Genomic DNA, 20,692 nt, shown 5'->3' with positions numbered 1-20,692 from the left:
TGTCACAGCTCCGGCGCGAGTAATCAGGCGAAACCTACGCATACCAACCGACAGCCTCCGGCCCCGGTCACGGGCCGGAGGCTGTCGGCAACAGCGGTCAGAAACCGCGGAACACGCTGCGGAGCAGGGTCAGGTCGGCCGCCCCGGTGGCCTCGACCGGGTCCGGGGTGTAACGCGGCCCGAGCCGGCCGGCGATCAGGCGCAGCCAGGCCTCGGCGGGCAGCCGCAGCACGCCGTCGGCGTCGGCCGGGGCGTCGGCCAGCTCGACCTTCTCCGCGAGCCGCAGGCCGTGCACGGCTTCGGGGTCGGTGGTCTCGACGCGCAGGGTCAGCTCCTTGCCGTCCAGGGCGTCGGACTTGGCCAGCCAGCCGAACATGCCGCCGAGCGTGCCCGCCAGCAGCGGCACCGCCTCGGGCGCGAGCACGGCCTGCGGGTCGCCGCCGACCCGCACATCCCACGAGTGGAACGTGTACTCGCTCAGCCGCAGGCTGCCCGCGGTGGCGACGTCGACCGGCGCGGGCAGGAAGCCCATGTCGATCCGCAGGTCGGCGCGGGTGGCCGCGTCGAGCGACTCGTACTTCGCCAGCAGCGCGTCGTTGGCCGCGAGGAAACCCTCGGCCCGGTCGGCGGGCTCCATCGCGTCCCAGCGCGCCCACACGCCCTTGTTGAACTCGAAGCCGGGATTGGGCTCACCGGCCAGCGCCGCCTCGACCGTGGCCAGGTTGATCTCGGCGCCGCTGCCCAGGTGGCTGAGCACCTGGGACACGTCCCACTCGGACGCGCCCGACGGGCCGGTGAGGTCGGCTGCCGACAGGCCCCGCACGTGCGCGGCGAGCGAGTCGTGGCCGGACCGCAGCGCGGCGATGACGGCGTCGGCGGAGCTGGTCATAGAGGTACTCCTCGGTGATCTCGGGTGTCTTCGGCTGGATCAACCGCGTACCCGCTCCGCTTGTTCCGCACGCCGGCGGCTCAGACCGCCGCGACCGGGCCGTACCGGGTCTGCGCGGCCCGGGTCTGCAGCGCCCAGTAACGGTCGCCGAAGGACCAGTGCCACCACTCGGTGGGGTAGTTGACCAGGCCGACGCCCGACAGCGCGAGCGCCAGCACGTCGCGGTGCTCGCGGGCCGCCGCCGACACGTGCGGCGAGGCCGTGAAGCAGGCGTCTGCGCTGGCCAGTGGGCTCGCGTTGACCGCGGTGCCCATGTCCAGCTCCATGCCCTGCTCGGTGCACAGGGTCAGGTCGACGGTGCCGCCGGTGCTGTGCGGCGCGACGTCGGGCGGTGAGACGTACTTGCTCGCCTCGGTGTGCAGCCGCTCGGCGTCCCACCCGGGATGGGCGGCGCGCAGCTCGGCCCGGTAGTCCTCGAAGTACCGGGTCTGCAGGCGCAGCGGCCGGTACGCCTCGATCACCAGCAGCCGCAGCCCGTCCGGCAGCGCCCGCTGCGCGTCGAGCAGGCGCTGGGCGACACCCTCGCGCAGATGGGCGTACGCCCCGGCCGGGTCGGCGAGCCGGGAGTCGATCCGCAGCTCCGGCACCTCGCGCAGGTCGATCATGGGTTCGCCGGTGTCGCCGAGGGCGATGGCGGAGATCCGGCGGTCGGACAGCAGGATCATGCCGCCGCCTCGCTAATCAGGTCGGTCACGGCGCACAGTCCACCCGACCGGCTGCGACGTGGACGTGAGCGGAAGTCCTCACACCGCGCTCACACAGGCGCGTCACCGGCCGATGACGCACCGAACCGCTAGCATCCGCCAATGACGATTCTCTCGGGCGCGACCGGTGCCTGGACCGGAGCCAACGGCTTCCGGTTGCTGCCCCAGGACCAGTTCACCGAGTCGCCGGCCACGCTGACGCTGGCCACGGCGGCGGGCGGCCACATGACCACCGTCGCCTACACCTGGGCGCACCCGGCCGACGGCCCACAGCAGGGCCTGCTCGCCCTCGGCGCGGGCGCCGAGCCCGGCGCCGTGGTCGGGCTGTGGAGCGACTCGTGGCACCAGCAGCCCGCCGCGTTCACGATGCCCGGGACCCTGCGCGACGACGCGGTGGTCGAGCTGGAGGCCGATTACGGCGGCGGCTGGCGCTGGCGGATCATCATCGACGCCACCGGCGCCACCCTCCAGCTGCGCATGGACAACGTGATCCCGGCCGACCAGGCCACCGCGGAGATCGCCGCCGGGCCGTACCCGGCGATGCTGATGACGTTGCGTCGCGGCTGAGGACGGATCGGTTCACCGTACGTCCACCTTGACGTCACCCGCTGTCGGTCCGACGGGCCGACCATTCCCGCATGCCCGCAGCCCGTACGAACCACTTCGTCCTGAACGGATCGGACGACCTGACCTACCGCCTGGCGCAACAGCTCTCGGAGCGCTACCGCGCCGAGGTGGTGGTGCTGATGACCGAGGCGGAACAGACCGCGGCACGTGACTTCACGGACCTGCCCGAGGTGGCGCTGGTGGTGGCCGAGCGCATCGACGAGGAGGCATTGCGCGGGGTCGACGTCGCGACGGCGGCCGGGCTGGCGCTGACCGTGCAGGACGACGTCGGCAACCTCTCACTGGCCCTGCTGGCCCGCGACGTCGCCCCACGGCTGCGGCTGGTGCTGCGGATGTACCACACCGCGCTGGGCCAGGACATCGAGTCCCTGCTCGGCAACGCGCGGGTGCTGTCCGATGCGGAGATCGCCGGCCCGGAGCTGGTCGCCACCGCGCTGGGCGAGGTCGCCGCGACGCCGGTGCAGGTCGCCCGGCGCACCCTGGTCGTCGCGCCGCGCGTGGACGTGGCACCCCAGGACGTGGTGTGCGGGCTCGCCGACACCTCGGCCGAGGACGGGCCGGAGGTGCTGCCCGCCGACGAGCGCGCCGCCGACCTGGTGCTCGCCGAGGACCGCGGACCGGCCTCGCTGTGGGAGACCTCGCTCGGCCTGAGCCGGCTCACCCCGAAACGCCCCTCCTGGGTCGGCCTGGTGGTGTCGTTCCTGGGCGCGCTGTTCTCCCGCAAGACCCGCATCGCGGTCACCGTCGTACTCGCGATCATCGTCGCGGCGGGCATGGCCCTGGCGTTCAGCCTTGACCTGCGGCCCTGGCCGGCGTTCTACGAGGCCGCCACCACGGTGCTCGGCGGCCCGCAGCCGGAGGAGGGCTACCAGCCCCGGCAGCAGGCCCTGCAACTGCTGCTCGGGCTGGCCGGCCTGGCATTCATCCCGCTGGTCACGGCGCTGGTCGTGGAGGGCACGGTGCGGGCCCGCCTGGCCGTGGCTCAGCTGCGGCTGACCCAGCCACGCTCCGGCCACGTGGTCGTGGTCGGCCTCGGCGGCGTCGGCACCCGGGTCATGCGGCTGCTGCACGACCGCGGCATCACCATGGTCGCCATCGCCCAGGATGAGCAGGCCCGCGGCGTGCCGTTGGCCCGCGAGCTGGACATTCCGCTGCTCATCGGCGACCCGAGCCGGGAGACCACGCTGCGGCAGGCGGGCGTCGACCGGTGCAAGGCACTGCTCGCGGTGGACCGCTCCGACATGGCCAATCTGCAGACCGCCCTGTACGCCCGCAAGCTCCAGCCGCGGGTCCGGGTGGTGCTGCGCCTGTTCGACCCCGATCTCGCCGACCGGGTGCGCACGACCTTCGACCTGCCGCTGTCGCGCAGCGTGTCCAACATGGCGGTGCCCGCGTTCGCGGAGGCCATGATGGGCCGCGAGGTTATCGGCACCATCGCCGTCGACCGCCGGGTGCTGCTCATCGCCGAGGTGTTCGTGCCCATGGGCTCGCCGCTGGCCGGCACGACCACCGCGAACGTCGACCGGCCCGGCTCGACCCGGGTCGTCGCGGTGACCGAGTTCGGCGAGCCCCGGCCGCTGTGGAAGCCGAGCCAGACCCGTCGGGTACGCGAACGCGACCGGCTCACCGTCGTCGCCACCCGGGCCGGGCTGCACGAGCTGACCATGCGCAACCGGCGGCGCTGACCGCCCGATCGTGTCACGTCCATCACCAGCGGGCGCGCCGCCAGTTGGTACCGGTGGTGCAGGACGTCGGGGTGACACGGGGAGCTTTGAGATGTGGATTCGCAGGTCGCTGCTGGTCGCCGCGGGCACGGCGTACGCGCTGCTGCCGCTGACCGCCGCCGCGGGCGCGCCGGGCCCGGTGCCTGTGGCGCCGGAACCGATCGTGCCGGACGCGGTGTACCCGCTGGTCGCGTACGCCGACCCGGCGCTGGGCGGGGCGTCGCAGGCGTTCGGCGCGGGCGTGTTCGACGCCGACTCCGGCGGCATGGGCGCGGTCGGCGACGACGCCGTGTCGTCGCTGCGGGTCGCCGAGGGCTTCCGGGTGCTGGCCTGCGACCGCACCGCGGCACAGAGCGCCGACGCCGTCGACGGCCTCGGCTCCTGCCGCTACTTCGACGCCGGCTGGTACGACCAGGTCGGCGGGGGCCTCGACGACCGCGTCTCGCTGCTGACCGTGGTCGCCGCGAAGGAGACCGGCCAGGGCGTCACCGTGTACGGCGAGCCGCGCCTTTCCGGCGGCAGGCTGCCGCTCGGTCCCGGCCGGTACGAGGCGGCCGCGGGTGACCTGGACCGGCTCGACGCGGTCCGCTCGCTGGTGGTGGCCGACGGCCATCAGGCCGTGCTCTGCGACAGCGACCGCTCCACCGCCACCGCCAGCGGCAACCCCGGCCTGTGCCAGGCGTTCGGACCCGGCGAGCACCCGACGGTCGGCGCAGGCCTCGACGGGGCCGTCTCCCTGATCGCCGTCGGCGGCCCGGCGGTCACCGCGGCCGACGGGTCCGCGCTGGCCGGGGCGGTGCAGACGTTCGGCCCCGGGGTGCACCAGGCTGCGGCCGGGCAGCTCGCGTCGGCGGGCAACGACGCGATCAGCTCCCTGCGCGTGGCGGCCGGGCAGCGGGTGCTGGCCTGCGCCGGCGACCAGGTCGCACCGGCCGTACTGGGCGAGTGCACGCTGTTCGGCGCCGGGGTGCACGAACTGGCCGGGACGGGCCTCGACGACGGCATCTCGCTGCTGGCCGTGTCGGCCGGGCCGTCGACCGGGCAGGTGCTGACCGCGTACGCCGACGGCGGGCTGACGGGCTCGGCCGGTGGCTTCGGGCCCGGTATGTTCGCCGCGGCCGATCTGGGGGCGGTCGGCAACGACGCGATCAGCTCGCTGCGCCTGGCCGAGGGCGGCCGGGCGGTGCTGTGCGAGCACGACGACGCGGCGCCGGGCGAGGTCGGCGCGTGCCGCCTGTTCACCGCGGGTGACCACCCGACGGTCGGCAAGTCCCTCAACGACCAGACGTCTCTCATCTTCGTCGCCGCCTGACCCGGCCCCGCCGAGGCTGTGCCCCGAGGACACCTCCCCGGGGCACAGCCTCGACCTCACCCAATTCCATAGAAGTTGGCCTATCTGATCGAGTCCGATCTTCAAAAACTCGATCAGATAGGCCAGCGTCTACGACAAGCCGGGGCGCGGCGGCGGGTGGCCCGTCGATGCCTGCGGCGGCGGGTCGGGTCGTCCCATCGGGGGAACCGGTCACTGGCCTGTTGGCTCGTGTTGTCGCGTTCGTGCAGGCAGAGCCGCCGTTCAGGGCGGGGTCCGAGGAAGGGCCAGGAAATCAGGTTGCGGAGTGAGTGCTCACTCATTTAGAGTCGCCGCCGTGACTGACGCCTCCCCCAGGCGCCGGGTTTCCCCGTTGACCCCCGAGGACCGGCGCGCCGCGATCATCGCGGCGACCCTGCCCCTGCTGCGTGCCGAAGGCGTGCACGTGAGCAGCAAGCGGATCGCCGAGTGCGCGGGTGTCGCGGAGGGAACCATCTTCCGCGCCTTCCCCGACAAGGCCGCCCTGATCTCGGCGACCCTCTCCCACGCCTTCGACCCGGCCCCCACCATCGAGTCGATCAAGGCGGTGGCAGGCGACCCCGACATCAGGTTCCGGCTCAAGACCGCGGTGCGGATCCTGACCCGCCGCTTCCGCGACAACGCCCCGCTGATGATGTCGCTGCGCGGCAGCGGCCTCGCCGTGGTCACCACCTCGCCCGTGTTCGACCCCCGCGAGGCGCTGACCGGTATCTCGGATGCGGTCGCCGAGCTGATCAAAGATGATGCCGACCGGTTCCGGCTGCCGCCGGCGACCGTCGCGTCCCTGCTCATCTCGATGGTGTTCTTCAACAACCGCAGCGAGATCCTGCCCGAAGACCAGATCGTCGACGTCGTCCTGGACGGCGTGCTCTCCCCCGAGGCCAAGAAAGAAACCGCATGCTGATCACACTCGTACGCCGCCAGCTGCGGCCATACTGGCGGCAGGTCTCCCTCGTCGTGCTCCTGCAACTGGTGCAGACGGTGGCCAACCTCTACCTGCCCACCCTCAACGCCGACATCATCGACAAGGGCGTGGTCACGGGCGACACCGGCTACATCATGCGCGTCGGCGCCGCCATGATCGGCGTCTCGCTGGTGCAGATCATCTGCTCGATCGGCGCGGTTTACGTCGGCGCGCAGGTCGCCAGCGCGCTGGGCCGCGACGTCCGGGCCGCGATCTTCGACCGGGTGCAGTCGTTCTCCGCCCGCGAGGTGGGCCACTTCGGCGCGCCCTCGCTCATCACGCGTACCACCAACGACGTGCAGCAGGTCCAGATGCTCGCGCTGATGACCTTCACCATGATGGTCAGCGCGCCGATCATGATGGTCGGCGGCATCGTGCTGGCGCTGCAGCTGGACGTGCAGCTGTCCGGGCTGCTGCTGGCGGTCATCCCCGTGCTGGTCCTCGGCATCGGCTTCATCGTGTACCGGATGCGGCCGCTGTTCCGGGCCATGCAGACCAACATCGACGAGGTCAACCGGGTGATGCGCGAGCAGATCACCGGCATCCGGGTGATCCGCGCGTTCGTCCGCGACCGGCACGAGCAGGAGCGCTTCGCCGGCGCCAACACCGAGCTGACCAACGTGGCGCTGGCCGTCGGCAAGCTGATGGCGTCGATGTTCCCGTTCGTCATGCTGGTCATCAACGTCTCGACGGTGGCCGTGCTGTGGTTCGGCGCGCACCGCATCGACAGCGACGGCATGGAGATCGGCGCGCTGACCGCGTTCCTGAGCTACCTGATGCAGATCCTGATGGCGGTCATGATGGCCACGTTCATGTTCGTCATGCTGCCCCGCGCCGAGGTGTGCGCCGAGCGCATCGAGGAGGTCCTGGACACCGCCTCCAGCGTCGTCCCGCCGACCGCGCCGGTCGTCCCGGAAGGTCTGCGCGGCCACCTGGAGCTGCGCGACGTCGAGTTCAGCTACCCGGGCGCGGAGGAGCCGGTGCTGCGCAGCATCGCGTTCACCGCCCTGCCCGGCGAGACCACCGCGATCATCGGCAGTACGGGCAGCGGCAAGTCGACGCTGCTGCACCTGGTGCCGCGGCTGTTCGACGCCACCGGCGGCCAGGTGCTGGTCGACGACGTCGACGTGCGCGAGATCGCGCCGCAGGCGCTGTCCCGGGCGATCGGCTTCGTCCCGCAGAAGCCGTACCTGTTCTCCGGCACCGTCGCCTCGAACCTGCGCTACGGCAAGGCCGACGCCACCGACGAGGAGCTGTGGCGGGCCCTGGAGGTGGCGCAGGCCAAGGACTTCGTGCAGGCCATGCCCGAAGGACTGGACGCGCCGATCGCGCAGGGCGGCACCAACGTCTCCGGCGGTCAGCGCCAGCGCCTGGCCATCGCCCGCGCGCTGGTCAGCCGACCGGAGATCTACCTGTTCGACGACTCGTTCTCGGCCCTGGACTACGCCACCGACGCCGCGCTGCGCCGGGAGCTGTCCCACGAGACCGCCGATGCGACGGTCGTCATCGTCGCGCAGCGCGTCAACACCATCCGGGACGCCGACCGCATCCTCGTCCTGGACGACGGGCAGGTCGTCGGCACCGGCACGCACAGCGAACTCATGAACAGCAACGTGACCTACCGCGAGATCGTGCTGTCCCAGCTCACCGAGGAGGAGGCGGCGTGACTTCCACCCCCGTACGCCGTGATTCGGGTCCTCGCTTCGGACCCGGCGCGATGATGGCCGGCCCGCCGCAGGGCAAGTCGCTCAACTTCAAGCAGTCCACCCGCCGCCTGCTGAAACTGCTGGCGCCGCACCGCGCCGCCGTCTGGTCGGCCGTGGTGCTCGGCGTCATCGGCGTGGGCCTGTCGGTGATCGGGCCGCGTATCCTCGGCCACGCCACCGACGTGCTGTTCACCGGCATCATGAGCGGCGACCTGCGGGACGACGTGACCAAGGCGCAGGTCGTCGACGCGGCCCGCGCCCAGGGCAACAACACGCTGGCCGACATGCTCGCCTCCATGGACCTGGTCCCCGGGCAGGGCGTCGACTTCGACGCGCTGGGCCGGGTGCTGCTGATCGCGCTCGGCGTGTACGTCGCCGCGTCGCTGTTCTCGCTGATGCAGTTCCGGATCATCACCACCGTGGTGCAGCGCGCCGTCTACGCGCTGCGTGAGCAGGTCGAGACGAAGCTGTCCCGGCTGCCCCTGAGCTACTTCGACGGCCAGCAGCGCGGCGAGGTGCTCAGCCGGGCCACCAACGACATCGACAACGTCGCGCAGACGATGCAGCAATCGCTGAGCCAGCTGATGAACTCGGTGCTCACCATCGTCGGCGTACTGGCGATGATGTTCTGGATCTCGCCCCTGCTGGCGCTGATCGCGCTGGTCACCGTGCCGGTGTCGGTGTGGGTGACGATGCGCATCGGCAAGAAGGCGCAGCCGCAGTTCATCGCGCAGTGGGCCGTGACCGGCAAGCTCAACGCCCACATCGAGGAGATGTACACCGGGCACTCGCTGGTCAAGGTATTCGGTCGGCAGCACGAGGCGGCCGAGAAGTTCCGCGAACACAACGAGGCGCTGTACACGGCCGGTTTCAAGGCGCAGTTCATCTCCGGCATGATCCAGCCGGCCATGTTCTTCATCGGCAACCTGAACTACGTGCTGGTCGCGGTCGTCGGCGCGCTGCGCGTGGCGTCGGGCTCGCTGTCGCTGGGCGACGTGCAGGCGTTCATCCAGTACTCCCGGCAGTTCAGCCAGCCGCTGAGCCAGGTCGCGGCGATGTCCAACCTGGTGCAGTCCGGTGTCGCGTCGGCCGAGCGGGTGTTCGAGCTGCTGGATGCGCAGGAGCAGAGCCCCGAGCCGGTGCCCGCGGCCCGGGTGCAGGACCTGCGCGGCCAGGTCAGCTTCGAGCACGTGGCGTTCCGGTACACCGAGGACAAGCCGCTGATCGAGGACCTGTCGCTGGTCGTCGAGCCCGGCCAGACGGTGGCCATCGTCGGCCCCACCGGCGCGGGCAAGACCACGCTGGTCAACCTGCTGATGCGCTTCTACGAGGTGACCGGCGGGCGGATCACGCTGGACGGCGTCGACATCGCCGCGATGGACCGCGAGGACCTGCGCTCCAAGACCGGCATGGTGCTGCAGGACACCTGGCTGTTCGGCGGCACCATCGCCGACAACATCGCATACGGCGCGGACTCCCCCACCCGGGAGCGGATCATCGAGGCGGCGAAGGCAGCCCACGTGGACCGCTTCGTGCGCACGCTGCCCGACGGCTACGAGACGGTGCTCGACGAGGACGGCACCAACCTCAGCACCGGCGAGCGGCAGCTCATCACGATCGCGCGGGCGTTCCTGGCCGAGCCGAGCATCCTCATCCTCGACGAGGCGACCAGCTCGGTCGACACCCGCACCGAGGTGCTCATCCAGCGGGCGCTGAACTCGCTGCGCAGCGGCCGGACCAGCTTCGTCATCGCGCACCGGCTGTCGACCATCCGCAACGCCGACGTGATCCTGGTGATGGAGCACGGCTCGATCGTCGAGCACGGCTCGCACGACAAGCTGATCGCCTCCGGCGGCGCGTACGCCCGCCTCTACGAGGCCCAGTTCGCCGGCGCGGCCACCGAGTGACCCACCACGCGACCGCCCCCGAGCCGCTACGGCCTCGGGGGCGGTCGCGTGTCTCCGGGGAGGGAGCAGCCGCGAGCACGTTAACAGCGCGTTAGCGAAACTGCTCACGCTGTAGTATCGCCAGTTCAGGTGGACTGCTACACATGATCCACCCGACCCCCGCCCCGACGCCCCGGCCGCACCCGGCCCACCGGTTCCCGATCCGCCTCCTCGCCGTCGCCGCAGCCGTGACCACCGGCCTGCTCACCTTCGCCGGCCCGGCCGGCGGGCAGACCCGCCCCCTCGCCACCACCGCCTCCGGGTGCCTGCCCGCCCAGGACTCCGCTGAAGCCGGCAGCGCGCTCGGCCGGCTCACCGCCGCCCAGATCCGGCAGGCGCGGACCGTGTACGACGTCGCGGCCCAGGCCCAGCTGCCACCCCGGGCCGCGGTCATCGCCCTGGCCACCGCACTGCGGGAAAGCCGGCTGCGCAACCTCGCCAACGCGAACGTGCCCGAATCACTGCGCGTCCCGCACGACGGCGTCGGCGGCGATCACGGCTCGGTCGGCCTGTTCCAGCAGCGTTCGCTGCCGTTCGGCGGCAAGGGCGGGTGGGGCGCCGTAGAAGAGCTGATGACGCCCCGGGTCGCGGCGACGAAGTTCTACGCCGCGCTGCTCACCGTCCCGGACTGGGAGCAGCTCCCGCTGACCGTGGCCGCGCAGCAGGTCCAGCGGTCGGCACTGCCGGACGCCTACGCCGAGCACGAGCCGCTGGCCACGGCGCTCGCTCTGGCCTTCGCCGAGGGTGGCCTCACCTGCGGCGTGAGCAGCTCGCCGGTGTCGGCCCAGGGCTGGACCGCGCCCCTGCACGGCCGGGCCACCAGTGACTTCCGCACGCCCGACCGGCCCACCCACCAGGGAGTCGACCTGGCAGCGCCGAAGGGCGCCCCGATCTACGCCGCCGCGGCGGGCACGGTGCTCATCGCCCGCTGCGACCAGGGCGACTGCGACGTCGACGGCACCCTGGACACCCCCGGCTACGGCTGGTACGTCGACATCTTCCACGCCGACCACACCGTCACCCGGTACGCGCACCTGCTGCGCCGTCCCTACGTCCACGTCGGACAGCGGGTGCCCGCCGGGCTGCAGCTCGGCGTGGTCGGCTCCTCCGGGCACAGCACCGGCCCGCACCTGCACTTCGAGACCCACGCCGGCCCGTCGGCCACCACCACGAACGCGGTCGACCCGTACCCTTTCCTGGCGGCCCGCGGCGTCGACCTCAGCCGGAACACCGCTGTAGGTTCGCCGTAGATCCTTGCCACCCAGGCCTTCGGCGTGGCGGCAGGCTCACGCGGGTGGCACCGGCAGCTGGAAGACCGACCAGCCGTCCACCGGCCGGAAACCGAGCAGCGCGTTGACCGCCCGCATGTGTGTGTTGTCCTCGGCGTTCCACGCGTCGACGAATCGCAGCGCCGGTTCGTGGGAGCGGGCGTAGGCGTGGTTGGCCGCCTTGACGGTCAACCCGAGACGCAGACCGCGATGGCCCGGCTCGACGATGGTGATCCGCTGTCGCGCGTGTGTGTCGTCCTCGGACTCGAACGACAGTTTGGTGCGGGCGACGATCTGCCCCGACGCGTCGTGCCGGGCCGCCGTCGAATACCAGTGGTGGCCACGCCCCAGCTGGGTCGTCTCATCGGCGCGCAGCCGGTCGGCGTCGTAGGTCACCCGTTCCACCGCGAGGTCGCCGGTGGGTGCGTCGAGCAGGAGTCTGTTCTGCAACGCGGCGACGTCGTTGATGATCTCGTCCGGTACAGCGTCGCGCCATTGAACCAGTGAATACCCGGCCGCGGGGCTCGGCGCCTCGGCGTGCGACACGTCGGCGAGGTGACACCGGGATCTGATGCTGGTCATGGACGGCAGGTGACCGCGGCGGGTGAGATGGACGTAGCCGGCTTCGTCGCGAGCGATGCCGCCGGGCAGTGCCCGAACGGTCTGGACCTCGATCAGGCTGCGGCCGTGCCGTCGAGCGGCGGCGTAGACCTCCTCCAACAGCCTGGTGCCGATGCCGCGGCGCCGGTGTCGCGGGTGCACGATCAGCTCCAGGTGGAGCGCGCTCAGGTTCGCCGCCTGCGGCAGCTCGTATGACGCCGCACCGACCACCCGTTCGCCGTCCCAGGCCAGCAGCGCCTCTTCGGTCGTCGCGGGCCAGGGGTGCTCGAATCGGCCCAGGTGCTTTCGCCTGCCGGGCGTCGGAAAGTCGGGCACGTCGTGGCGGTCGGTCTCGACGATCAGGTCGTACCACCTGTCCATCGCCGCAGAGTCGACCGGATCCAGCCGCGAGATGTCCACATCTCGGATCATCGGCGAGAAGTGTCGACCGGCAAAACGAATTTCGTCACTCGACGCGTGACAGTCGCGCGCCGGAGCGAGCTGGAACCCACACTGCGGCGTCTTCTGCGTCAGCGCTCGGCCAAGGTCGCACGCGGTCCCCAGAAGGTGACGGAGGTGAAGCAGGCGGTGACCGGATCGCGCCACAGCTCCAGCTCCCGGCCCACCCGGGTGATCGTCACGCCCTCGGTCACCTGGCGCCCGGAGGCCCGCAGGAAGTCGACGAGCTCGGCGGCCGGCCAGTAGAACAGGTCGACGTCGTCGAAGACGACCGGCTCGTACGGCAGCAGGCCTTCGCGGCAGTTCTCGTAGAACCTTGTCATCCGGGAGATCAGCGCCAGGCCCAGCCGCTGCTCGTCGTCGCCGAAGACGCCGAGGTCGACCCCGGTCAGGTCGATGCCGCCCGACCAGCTCATGCCGCAGACGAAAGGCCGGTGCACGCGCTTTCCGGACCACGTGGCCAGCACCTCCTGGCGGCTCATGCCGAAGGTGACATCCGGCAGCCCGGACAGGCGCACTCCGTATCCGGAGATCAGCTGCACGACCACGGCGGTCAGCCTAACCGAGCGCGCCACCCGATCGTCGGGCCTTATCTCTTGCGCAGAAAGGTCTGTGATGCAAAGCTAACTGCATGACACACGAATCCGCTTCCCAGGCGGGTAGCCCTCACGAGCTTCTGGCGGCCGTGCGTGACCTGACGCGCCAGGTACGTGTCGCCCAGCGCGGCACCTGGTTCCCACTGCTGGTCTTCGCGGTGATCACCGTGATCGCGATCCCCGTCTACCGGTATGCCCCCTACCTCGACCTGTTCAGCGCCTGCCGTTCCGACGCGGACCACACGGTCTGCCCGTCGCCCAACCCGGCCGAACTCGGGTACTGGACAGGCGCGCTGGTGCTCGCTTACGCGGCGATCGCAGCGTTCTACCTCAGGCAGTCCCGGCAGCGCGGCGTGGGCACCCCCATCCGCCCGTACGTCATCGTCGGCATCACGTTGGCTCTGCTCATGGCTGCCGTGTCGATCTGGTTGACGTTCCACCCGCTCATTCCCGTGCCCGCCGATCCGCTCTCCGCCGACACGGTCAAGGTCCCGGCCGGGCCGGTCGCCTGGCTCGTCAACGGGCTGGCCAGTCCCCTGGCGGTGATCGGGCTGGCGCTGCTGGTGCTCGCGTGGGTCGAACGCCACTGGGCACTGCTGGCATACAGCGTCGGCTACCTGGCGGTCGGCGCGTTCATGGGCAACCAGGTCATCCACTCGTCGTCGCCGTGGTTCTTCCTGCCGCAGCTGCTCGTCCCGGCAGCCCTGCTGCTGCTCGGCAGTGCCGCGTTCGCCCTGCTCCGCCCGGCCGCCGAGGTCCAGGCGTGATGACCGACCATCCCACCAACGGCCTCGACGACGTGGTCCACCAGCGCGTCCGGCTGGGCATCCTGGCCATCGCCCACCAGGCCCGACAGGTGGAGTTCGGCTTCCTGCGCGCCACCCTGCAGCTGACCGCGGGCAACCTCGGACAGCACCTGACCGTGCTGGAGAAGGCCGAGCTGATCCAGATCGAGAAGGGCTACGAGGGCAAGCGCCCGCGCACCTGGGTCACCCTCACGCCCGCCGGCCAGACCGCCCTGCGCGACGAGATCACCCACCTCAAGCAGCTCATCCAGCAGGTCGAGCAGGTCGAGCAGACGCCGGTGACCGGCGACCGGTGACCGGCGGCAGACGCCGTCCCGGGCGGACCTCAGGGTTCACCCGGGGCGGCGTCCCGCGTGCGGTTCCACCAGCGCGGCCTCGCCTGCCGTCACCCGCGGCGGCACGCGATCGTGACGATCTCACGGCTCGAGCCGGTGACCGGGCCCCGATGCCAGTCCCCGTACTGGGCCTCGATCACGAAGCCCGCCTCGGCCAGGAACGCCGCCAGCGCCGGCACGTCGAGGAAGCGCAGGCGGGAACGATCGACCCGCAGGACGTCGCCGTCGGGTCCGCCGGTCGTCTCCACGAGGTGCACCACGTCGCCGACCTGCTCGACCTCGTGCCATACCCGCAGGGTGCGGCCTTGCGCGTCGACGACCTCGGTGGCGTTCGACGGGTTCCAGTCGTCCCAGGCCCGCGCCTGCGGATGGCGCGTCTCGAACGCGAACCGGCCGCCGTCGCGCAACGCCGCCCGGATCGCGGCCAGCGACGCGCGCAGCTCGTCATCGCCGACCAGGAACTGGAACGCGTGGCTGGTCATCGTCGCCAGCGCGAACTCGCGGTCCCAGCGTGCCTCGGCGGCGACCCCGGCCACCCACTCGACGTCGGCACGCCGCCGTGCCCGGTCCAGCGCCGCGAGGTCCGGGTCGAGCCCGACGAGCCTGCCCTGATGGCCCGCCTCGCGGGCGTGGTGCAGCATGGCGCCCGTGCCGCAGCCCACGTCGAGCACCGCGTCCGCGTTCCTCACCAGGTCGTCATAGAACGCGTCACCGGCGAACCTCGCCCCGTCCCACGGGTTCAGCAGGTCGTACAAAGCAGCAGCGTCGGCATCGGCGAACATCGCGACAGTGTCGACGCCGCACCGGGATCCATCAACGGTCGGTCGCCACTTAAGCCGGGGTCTCCACCCGGACGACGTCGTAGCGCAGCCATAGCAGTCCGTCGGATTCGGAGTGGACGGAGAGCAGCCGCAGCGGTGTCGGCAGCTCTGCGGGCGCCAGTGCGGCACCATCGAACAGGGCAGGCGTGTTCCTCCCGCCGATCAGGGCCGGCAGGACGACGACCTGCAGTTCGTCGACGAGTCCGGCGCGCAGCAGGGCGCCGTTGAGCTCGCCTCCGGCGTTTGAGACAACGCAGGTGACGCCGAGTCTGTCCACCAGGCGGTCGAGCGCCGTGCCGAGGTCGACCCGGGCCTCGCCCACGACCAGATAGGGGATCCCCTCCTGCCGCAGGAAGGACAGGTAGTCCGCGGGTGTCGCCATGGCCACCAGGATCAGAAGCCGGTGACCACCGCTGCTCTTGACGCTCCAACGGACACGTCCGCGGCTGTCCACGACGACGAACCACCTCTGACCCGCCGGATCGCCGGCAACGTCGTCGGGGAGGAAGTCCGTGTGCAGGTCCTGCGCCGGGTCCGCCACGGGCAGTCCGCTCACCGGCCCGGTGTCGCGGGTGACGAACGTCCCGCTGCCTTCGAGCACGGCCTGTGGCTGGTACAGCCGTTCCAGCAGCGCCGCACGTGCCTGCTCGACCGCCGGAGCGCTCGGCGGCTGCAGCGTTCGCCATACCCGGCCCGGCTCTTCGCTCAAGAGCAGTTGATCACCGCTGAGCGTGAGCCGGCCGTCCGCCGACACCACCGAAGACACCACGACGCGCGGCCGTCGCCGATCACTTCTGCTGGAATCCATTCCGGCGTTCTATCAAAAGCCACCGACTCGTTCGGGTGTCCGGCAGCTGCCGGCGGGCTGCCCAGTGCTGCCGGACCTGCTCATCACGGTTCCCGGCGCCGGATCTCGGCGGCGCACACGCCGGGCCGGACGAACGGGTGCAGCTCCGCGTCGAACGCCTGCGGCGCGAGCCCGTCCACGGTGCCGCGCAGCAGCCCGAGGTGCACGCCGCACACCACGTCGGGGTGCCGCCGCGCCACGTCCAGGAACGGGCAGGCATGTAGTTCGATCCGGGCGGCTCCGTCCTGCGCTGTGCGGACGGGATCGAAGCCGAGCTCGGTGAACAGCGCCGTGGCGCGTACGGCGGCTTCGTCGAGCGTGGCGGTCGCACCGCCGCCAGTCGCGGCAGCGGTGCCCGCGCCGGGGCCGGTCGTGGGATGCAGCCAACGCCGGCCGGCGCGCTGGGCCAGCGCGGCACCGTCGGTGTCGTCGAGCTGGCCGGCGAGCACCTCGGCGAGCAGCGCGTAACCGCCTGCCTGGGCGGCGGGCGCCACACAGGCGTACACCGCCTGCGGGCGGCCAGGGCCGCCGCGCGACACGCTGGCCTGCCCCACGTATCCGGCCTCGATCAGCACTTTCAGGTGGAAACGCACCGTGTTCGGGTGCAGGCCGGTGGCCTGCGCGAGCGCGGTCGCGTCCTGCGCCGCGCCGGCCTCGCGCAGCGCCTCAAGCACGCGCCTTCGGCTGGCCACCGCGAGTGCGCCGTAGGTCATGTCGTCGGCCACGGCCCGAATATATACGATGGCGATAGTAAAAAAGGAGGATCCTGTGCGCACCGACATCACCGACCGCACCGCCATCACCGGCGTCGTGACCGACTTCTACACCCGGGTGTACGCCGACGACCTGCTCGGCCCGATCTTCATCGACATCGCCCGGATGGACCTCCCGGCGCACCTGCCGATCATGTGCGACTTCTGGGAGACGGTGCTGCTGCGCACCGGCAGCTACCGCCGCAACGCGCTGCAGGCGCATTTCGACCTCAACCGGCTGGTCCGGCTGGAGCAGGCGCACTTCGACCGCTGGCTGCTGCTGTGGCACACCACCGTCGACGACCGCCACGCCGGCCCCGTCGCCGAGCTGGCGAAGACGCAGGCCGGCCGGATCGCCGGGTCGATCGGGCGGCGGCTGGCCGGATCCACCGGCAGCGAGCACGTCACCATCGGCGCGACCGTCAGGCGGTGATCTGCCCGCCAAGCGCGAGGGCTCCATACTGGGGTCCAGCGACCAGTGAGGGGACCGGCCCATGTCAGGTGCGAGGACGATCAACGTTGGTCTGCTGGCGCTGGCCCTGGTGGCCGGCACGAGCGCGTGCTCGCCGGCGCCGAGCGAGCCCGCGCCGGTGGCGTACCAGGTCTCGGTGGATCTGTTCTCGGGCCGCGAGAACCCGGAGGCGGCGCTGAGCATCCCCGTCGCCGAGCGGATCCACGCCGAGCTGGCCGGCCGGGCCGCGGAGTTCCAGGACACGGCGCAGCCCGCCGCCCCGCTCGGCTTCCGCGGGTTCGTCGTCACGCCGAGCACCGGCGCGCACCCCGTGCTCCGGGTCACCCCGGACACCGTGTACTCGGTCCGCCACGGCGTCCACCGCAGGCTCGCCGACCCGACGGGCGCGTTCTACCGGACCATCCTCGACGACGTGCGGCCCCGGCTAGCCCGAGACGTCGTCGCCGTGCTGCCGTGACCCGTCGGGCTTGACAGTGCCGCGGTGGGTTCGGTAAGCCTCGATCCAGCGCGTTCGGGTACGCGCCGAGACTCGCCGGAAGGCTCGAAGCCACCCCGCCTGTGGTCAGGCTGGGCGACGTTCGCCGACGCTCTCATCCGCCTGTGCGAGTCCGGGCGTGGAGGTGCTCGCATGAAGACGCTGCCCGACAATCCCGACCTCGACCACCTGCGCAGGCAGGCCAAAGACCTGCTGGCCGGGCTGCGCGACGGTGACCCGCAGGTCACGCTCGCCGGTGCTCAGGCATCCCTGGCCGGGACTGCTGAACTACGTCGCCGGGCAGGCCGACGCGGCGCTGAGCGCGCAAGGTGAGCAGGAGACGCGGTACGCGGACCGCAACATGCGGCATCTGCTGACCCACCTGCCGTCCTGGACGACGTACGAGCGGGTCCTCGACGCCGCGTTGACCGGGGCCTGACGGCAGGCACTGGCCTGGACCCGTGCGGGCGCGGCTCAGGCGAGCCAGGTCATCGCCTGGCCGTGCGAGCGGGTCCAGGCCAGCGGTCTGCCGTCGAGCGCGAGCAGGTTGTACGCCGCACCGTCCGGCGTCGGCGGCACCGCGTGGGCGGGCAGCAGGTCGGTCGTGTCGTTCGAGACCCAGTGACCGGGCAGGTCACGCACCAGGTCGACGAACCTCGCCTGCTGCGGGGCGGGCACCTGGTACAGCACGGACGTGTGGAACACCACCAGGGTCGCGCCGGACGGGGCCTGTGCCGCGAGCGCGGGCAGGGCGTCGTTCAGGTCACCGCGTACCAGCAGCGGCGGATCGGCCGCGGCGACGGCCGCCGCGGCGCGCAGCCGCTCGCGACGGTGCGTGTGCTCGGGCCAGATGAGCGCGTCGAGCCAGGCGACGTCCGCCGGATCGGTGACGTCGAGCGGGTTCAGGTCGATGCCGGCCCGCCACACGACCTCCGGCAGCCGGTCCGGCGGTGTCGCGCCGGTGATCGCGCAGTCGAGCACCGGGCCGTCCGAGCCCAGCAGGTGCTCGCCGTAGCGGTAGGTGTAACGGTCGGGGTAGAGGCACAGCCCGGCGGATGCGCCGACCTCCAGCAGGGCCAGTGGCTGGGGCAGCGCTGCGAGCACCGGCAGCAGCACCGCGCACCGCCCGGCCTCGTTGGTCTGGGTGGCCCGGGCCGTCAGCTCGGCCGCGATCGCGGGCCAGTTCTCGACGGTGAAGGCGATGAACGCGGCCGGATCCGCCACCGGCCCGCCGAGGAGGCGGACGACGCCGAACAGCAGCTGCGGCTGCCGTTTCGGCTCCGGCAGTGTGCCGAGCAGGGCCGGCACGTCCTCGTCCCGGCTGACGGCCCAGCCGAGTCGCTCGTACGCGGGCGACACCCCGCGCGCCTCCGACGCGGCGAATTCCGCGTACACCCCCGCGATCGTCATGCCCGCCATGCTGCCACCCCCGCCACCCTCCCCGCTGTCCCGTCGCAGCTCACCGGGCATCAGCTGTGGGGAAGGGCACCTTCTACATCGGATTCCGACAAGAGGGTGCCCTTCCTTCGTCAGGAGCCGAGGCGTCGGTGGCGGTGGACGGAGAGGGGGAGGAAGACGGCGGTCAGCAGGAGCGGCCAGAGCACGGCGAGCAGCAGGGCGTGGTCGGGAACCAGGCCGGGATTGCCGAACAGCTCGCGGGACGCGGCGGCGGTGGCCGACAGCGGGTTCCACTGGGCGATCGTGCCGAGCCAGGACGGCATGGTCGCCGGGTCGACGAAGACGCCGGACAGGAACCCGACCGGCCAGACCAGGATCTGCACCATGGTCACCGACTCGGGTCCCTTGACGACCAGGCCGAGGAAGATGCCGACCCACAGCAGCGCGAAGCGCAGCAGCAGGAGCAGCCCGAACGCGGTGAGCGCGCGGCCCGGGCCCTCGTGCCAGCGCCAGCCCAGCGCCGCGGCCGCGCCGACCAGCACGGCGAGGCCGACGGCCGAGTTCATCAGGTCGGCCAGGCAGCGTCCGAGCACGACCGACGCCGAGTTGATCGGCAGGGACCGGAAGCGGTCGGTGACCCCCTTGGCGGCGTCCGTGGACACCGCGGTCATGGTCGCCTCCACGCCGAAGAACATGGCCAGGGCGAACATGCCCGGCATCAGGTAGTCGAAGTAGTCCGCGCCGATCGCCCCGCCGAACAGGCCGCCGAACATCAGCGCGATCATCACGGTGAACAGCCAGTTGACGATCACCCCGGCGGGCTGCTGCCGCCAGTGCGTCAGCTCGCGGCGCGCGAGCACCCAGGTCTCCCCCAACACGGCCGTCATGCCGCCACCTCCTGCTTGTCGCCCTGCTTGCGGTGCAGGTCGAGGAACACCTCGTCGAGTGTGGGCCGGCGCAGGTTGACCTCGACCGGTTCGATGCCCTCGGCGGCCAGCGCCGTGCTGATGGCGATCAGCGCCCTGGTGCGCTGCCGCACCGGCACGCTGATCCGGTGCTGCTCGAAACGCGGCTCGCCGTCGGCGTGCAGCGCGACCGCGGGCAGCGCCCGGCACGCCTGCTCGGCGTCGGCGAACGCCAGGTCGATCCAGTCGTCGCCGATGGCCGCCTTGAGCTCGTCAGGGGTGCCCTCGCTGACGACGCGGCCGTGCCACAGCATGGCGATCCTGCCGGCCAACTGGTCGGCCTCCTCCAGGTACTGCGTGGTCAGCAGGATGGTGGTGCCGCCCGCGACCAGTTCCCGCAGCGCGGACCAGACCTCCTGGCGACCCTGCGGGTCCAGCCCGGTGGTGGGCTCGTCGACGAACAGCACCTCGGGCGAGACGATCAGGCTCGTCGCGAGGTCCAGCCGCCGGCGCATGCCGCCGGAGTACTTCGCGACCGGCTTGCCGCCCGCCTCGGCCAGACCGAACCGCTCCAGCAGCGCGTCGGCGCGGGTCGCGGCCCGGGCCTTGCCCAGATGGTTGAGGCGGCCGAACAGCACCAGGTTCTGCCTGCCGCTGAGGATCTCGTCGACCGCGGTGTACTGCCCGACCAGCCCGATGCGCTGCCGCACCTGGGCCGCCCGGGTGGTCACGTCGTGCCCCGCCACCAGGGCGCGTCCCGCGTCCAGGCGCATCAGCGTCGCCAGGATGCGCACGGCGGTGGTCTTGCCGGCCCCGTTCGGGCCGAGCAGACCGCACACAGTGCCCCGGGGCACTTGGAGATCGAATCCGTCGAGTGCCGGGGTTTGCGCTCCCCGGTAGGTCTTGCGGACCCCGTCCGCCGATATCGCCAGCTCTGCCACGCGCAGGCTCCTCCCACTCGGTCGACGTACACCGTACCGTACGCCGTAC

Annotated in this window: 22 protein-coding genes; 12 read left to right on the top strand and 10 right to left on the bottom strand. The window is 71.7% G+C overall.

The window, feature by feature from the left end; translation table 11 throughout:
* Positions 1-97: 97 nt before the first annotated feature.
* Together F6W97_RS27885 and F6W97_RS27880 are read right to left on the bottom strand one after the other, a co-directional pair.
* A complete protein-coding gene (locus F6W97_RS27885; RefSeq protein ID WP_155373471.1) occupies positions 98-889 on the bottom strand; it encodes a maleylpyruvate isomerase family mycothiol-dependent enzyme in 792 nt (263 codons plus the stop codon).
* An 80-nt stretch (positions 890-969) separates the two neighbouring features.
* On the bottom strand, positions 970-1,614 hold the full coding sequence (locus F6W97_RS27880; protein WP_155373470.1) for a M15 family metallopeptidase: 645 nt from the start codon (positions 1,612-1,614) through the stop codon (positions 970-972).
* A gap of 141 nt (positions 1,615-1,755) precedes the next feature.
* Between F6W97_RS27880 and F6W97_RS27875 the strand changes: the two genes are divergently transcribed.
* The 7 genes from F6W97_RS27875 (at position 1,756) to F6W97_RS27845 (ending at position 11,218) form a co-directional block, all read left to right on the top strand.
* On the top strand, positions 1,756-2,220 hold the full coding sequence (locus F6W97_RS27875; RefSeq protein WP_155373469.1) for a hypothetical protein: 465 nt from the start codon (positions 1,756-1,758) through the stop codon (positions 2,218-2,220).
* A gap of 71 nt (positions 2,221-2,291) precedes the next feature.
* Positions 2,292-3,965 (top strand): NAD-binding protein, encoded by a 1,674-nt coding sequence (locus F6W97_RS27870; protein ID WP_155373468.1) that lies wholly within the window; start codon positions 2,292-2,294, stop codon positions 3,963-3,965.
* Positions 3,966-4,056: 91 nt separating this feature from the next.
* Positions 4,057-5,316, top strand: coding sequence for a hypothetical protein (locus F6W97_RS27865; protein WP_155373467.1), 1,260 nt, complete (start codon positions 4,057-4,059; stop codon positions 5,314-5,316).
* Between the two features lie 334 nt (positions 5,317-5,650).
* A complete protein-coding gene (locus F6W97_RS27860) occupies positions 5,651-6,256 on the top strand; it encodes a TetR/AcrR family transcriptional regulator (RefSeq protein ID WP_230687033.1) in 606 nt (201 codons plus the stop codon).
* A complete protein-coding gene (locus F6W97_RS27855; protein ID WP_155373466.1) occupies positions 6,250-7,983 on the top strand; it encodes an ABC transporter ATP-binding protein in 1,734 nt (577 codons plus the stop codon). The genes F6W97_RS27860 and F6W97_RS27855 overlap by 7 nt, the downstream gene beginning before the upstream one ends.
* A gap of 50 nt (positions 7,984-8,033) precedes the next feature.
* Positions 8,034-9,929: an ABC transporter ATP-binding protein gene (locus tag F6W97_RS27850; protein WP_155373545.1), complete on the top strand. Its 1,896-nt coding sequence runs from the start codon at positions 8,034-8,036 to the stop codon at positions 9,927-9,929.
* Positions 9,930-10,072: 143 nt separating this feature from the next.
* A complete protein-coding gene (locus F6W97_RS27845) occupies positions 10,073-11,218 on the top strand; it encodes a M23 family metallopeptidase (RefSeq protein ID WP_155373465.1) in 1,146 nt (381 codons plus the stop codon).
* A 36-nt stretch (positions 11,219-11,254) separates the two neighbouring features.
* On the opposite strand, the gene F6W97_RS27840 is transcribed toward F6W97_RS27845, so the two are convergent.
* Complete coding sequence (locus tag F6W97_RS27840; protein ID WP_155373464.1) at positions 11,255-12,442, bottom strand: GNAT family N-acetyltransferase; 1,188 nt, start codon at positions 12,440-12,442, stop codon at positions 11,255-11,257.
* Positions 12,367-12,843: a hypothetical protein gene (locus tag F6W97_RS27835; RefSeq protein ID WP_155373463.1), complete on the bottom strand. Its 477-nt coding sequence runs from the start codon at positions 12,841-12,843 to the stop codon at positions 12,367-12,369. The genes F6W97_RS27840 and F6W97_RS27835 overlap by 76 nt, the downstream gene beginning before the upstream one ends.
* A 137-nt stretch (positions 12,844-12,980) precedes the next feature.
* On the opposite strand from F6W97_RS27835, the gene F6W97_RS27830 reads away from it, so the two are divergent.
* Positions 12,981-13,658, top strand: coding sequence for a hypothetical protein (locus F6W97_RS27830; RefSeq protein ID WP_155373462.1), 678 nt, complete (start codon positions 12,981-12,983; stop codon positions 13,656-13,658).
* Positions 13,658-13,993 (top strand): winged helix-turn-helix domain-containing protein, encoded by a 336-nt coding sequence (locus F6W97_RS27825; protein WP_155373461.1) that lies wholly within the window; start codon positions 13,658-13,660, stop codon positions 13,991-13,993. Before F6W97_RS27830 ends, F6W97_RS27825 begins: the two co-directional genes overlap by 1 nt.
* 89 nt (positions 13,994-14,082) lie before the next feature.
* Here F6W97_RS27825 and F6W97_RS27820 read toward each other — a convergent pair whose 3' ends face one another.
* From F6W97_RS27820 to F6W97_RS27810, 3 genes are all read right to left on the bottom strand, one after another.
* The gene (locus F6W97_RS27820; RefSeq protein ID WP_155373460.1) at positions 14,083-14,814 is read right to left on the bottom strand and encodes a class I SAM-dependent methyltransferase; all 732 of its coding nucleotides are present in this window, start codon (positions 14,812-14,814) and stop codon (positions 14,083-14,085) included.
* Between the two features lie 49 nt (positions 14,815-14,863).
* Positions 14,864-15,661 (bottom strand): RibD family protein, encoded by a 798-nt coding sequence (locus F6W97_RS27815; RefSeq protein ID WP_155373459.1) that lies wholly within the window; start codon positions 15,659-15,661, stop codon positions 14,864-14,866.
* An 83-nt stretch (positions 15,662-15,744) separates the two neighbouring features.
* The gene (locus F6W97_RS27810; protein ID WP_196279358.1) at positions 15,745-16,425 is read right to left on the bottom strand and encodes a helix-turn-helix transcriptional regulator; all 681 of its coding nucleotides are present in this window, start codon (positions 16,423-16,425) and stop codon (positions 15,745-15,747) included.
* A gap of 43 nt (positions 16,426-16,468) precedes the next feature.
* Here F6W97_RS27810 and F6W97_RS27805 point away from each other — a divergent pair, with 43 nt between their 5' ends.
* The 3 genes from F6W97_RS27805 to F6W97_RS27795 all read left to right on the top strand — a co-directional run bounded on the left by F6W97_RS27805 (position 16,469) and on the right by F6W97_RS27795 (position 17,838).
* Positions 16,469-16,885, top strand: coding sequence for a group III truncated hemoglobin (locus F6W97_RS27805; protein ID WP_230687032.1), 417 nt, complete (start codon positions 16,469-16,471; stop codon positions 16,883-16,885).
* A gap of 61 nt (positions 16,886-16,946) precedes the next feature.
* Positions 16,947-17,381, top strand: coding sequence for a hypothetical protein (locus tag F6W97_RS27800; protein ID WP_155373456.1), 435 nt, complete (start codon positions 16,947-16,949; stop codon positions 17,379-17,381).
* A 274-nt stretch (positions 17,382-17,655) separates the two neighbouring features.
* Positions 17,656-17,838, top strand: coding sequence for a hypothetical protein (locus tag F6W97_RS27795; protein WP_155373455.1), 183 nt, complete (start codon positions 17,656-17,658; stop codon positions 17,836-17,838).
* A gap of 35 nt (positions 17,839-17,873) precedes the next feature.
* Here F6W97_RS27795 and F6W97_RS27790 read toward each other — a convergent pair whose 3' ends face one another.
* The 3 genes from F6W97_RS27790 to F6W97_RS27780 all read right to left on the bottom strand — a co-directional run bounded on the left by F6W97_RS27790 (position 17,874) and on the right by F6W97_RS27780 (position 20,649).
* Entirely contained in the window at positions 17,874-18,809 is a 936-nt protein-coding gene (locus tag F6W97_RS27790; RefSeq protein ID WP_155373454.1) for a DUF2332 domain-containing protein, read from the bottom strand.
* A gap of 119 nt (positions 18,810-18,928) precedes the next feature.
* Positions 18,929-19,684 (bottom strand): ABC transporter permease, encoded by a 756-nt coding sequence (locus tag F6W97_RS27785; RefSeq protein WP_155373453.1) that lies wholly within the window; start codon positions 19,682-19,684, stop codon positions 18,929-18,931.
* Positions 19,681-20,649, bottom strand: coding sequence for an ATP-binding cassette domain-containing protein (locus F6W97_RS27780; RefSeq protein ID WP_407924614.1), 969 nt, complete (start codon positions 20,647-20,649; stop codon positions 19,681-19,683). Before F6W97_RS27780 ends, F6W97_RS27785 begins: the two co-directional genes overlap by 4 nt.
* Positions 20,650-20,692: the final 43 nt, after the last annotated feature.

It is taken from the genome of Catellatospora vulcania, assembly GCF_009720385.1.
Lineage (GTDB): Bacteria > Actinomycetota > Actinomycetes > Mycobacteriales > Micromonosporaceae > Catellatospora > Catellatospora vulcania.
The sequence above is the reverse complement of the archived record's forward strand: the minus strand, read 5'-3'. Positions and strand labels throughout refer to the sequence as shown.

Bases quoted from the DNA above. Each gene is read 5' to 3' on its own strand.
- F6W97_RS27865 (WP_155373467.1), top strand. From the start codon at position 4,057: ATGTGGATTCGCAGGTCGCTGCTGGTCGCCGCGGGCACGGCGTACGCG.
- F6W97_RS27870 (WP_155373468.1), top strand. From the start codon at position 2,292: ATGCCCGCAGCCCGTACGAACCACTTCGTCCTGAACGGATCGGACGAC.
- F6W97_RS27790 (WP_155373454.1), bottom strand. From the start codon at position 18,809: ATGACGATCGCGGGGGTGTACGCGGAATTCGCCGCGTCGGAGGCGCGC.
- F6W97_RS27880 (WP_155373470.1), bottom strand. From the start codon at position 1,614: ATGATCCTGCTGTCCGACCGCCGGATCTCCGCCATCGCCCTCGGCGAC.
- F6W97_RS27885 (WP_155373471.1), bottom strand. From the start codon at position 889: ATGACCAGCTCCGCCGACGCCGTCATCGCCGCGCTGCGGTCCGGCCAC.
- F6W97_RS27855 (WP_155373466.1), top strand. From the start codon at position 6,250: ATGCTGATCACACTCGTACGCCGCCAGCTGCGGCCATACTGGCGGCAG.
- F6W97_RS27785 (WP_155373453.1), bottom strand. From the start codon at position 19,684: ATGACGGCCGTGTTGGGGGAGACCTGGGTGCTCGCGCGCCGCGAGCTG.
- F6W97_RS27800 (WP_155373456.1), top strand. From the start codon at position 16,947: ATGTCAGGTGCGAGGACGATCAACGTTGGTCTGCTGGCGCTGGCCCTG.
- F6W97_RS27825 (WP_155373461.1), top strand. From the start codon at position 13,658: ATGACCGACCATCCCACCAACGGCCTCGACGACGTGGTCCACCAGCGC.
- F6W97_RS27875 (WP_155373469.1), top strand. From the start codon at position 1,756: ATGACGATTCTCTCGGGCGCGACCGGTGCCTGGACCGGAGCCAACGGC.
- F6W97_RS27820 (WP_155373460.1), bottom strand. From the start codon at position 14,814: ATGTTCGCCGATGCCGACGCTGCTGCTTTGTACGACCTGCTGAACCCG.
- F6W97_RS27845 (WP_155373465.1), top strand. From the start codon at position 10,073: ATGATCCACCCGACCCCCGCCCCGACGCCCCGGCCGCACCCGGCCCAC.
- F6W97_RS27850 (WP_155373545.1), top strand. From the start codon at position 8,034: ATGATGGCCGGCCCGCCGCAGGGCAAGTCGCTCAACTTCAAGCAGTCC.
- F6W97_RS27815 (WP_155373459.1), bottom strand. From the start codon at position 15,661: ATGGATTCCAGCAGAAGTGATCGGCGACGGCCGCGCGTCGTGGTGTCT.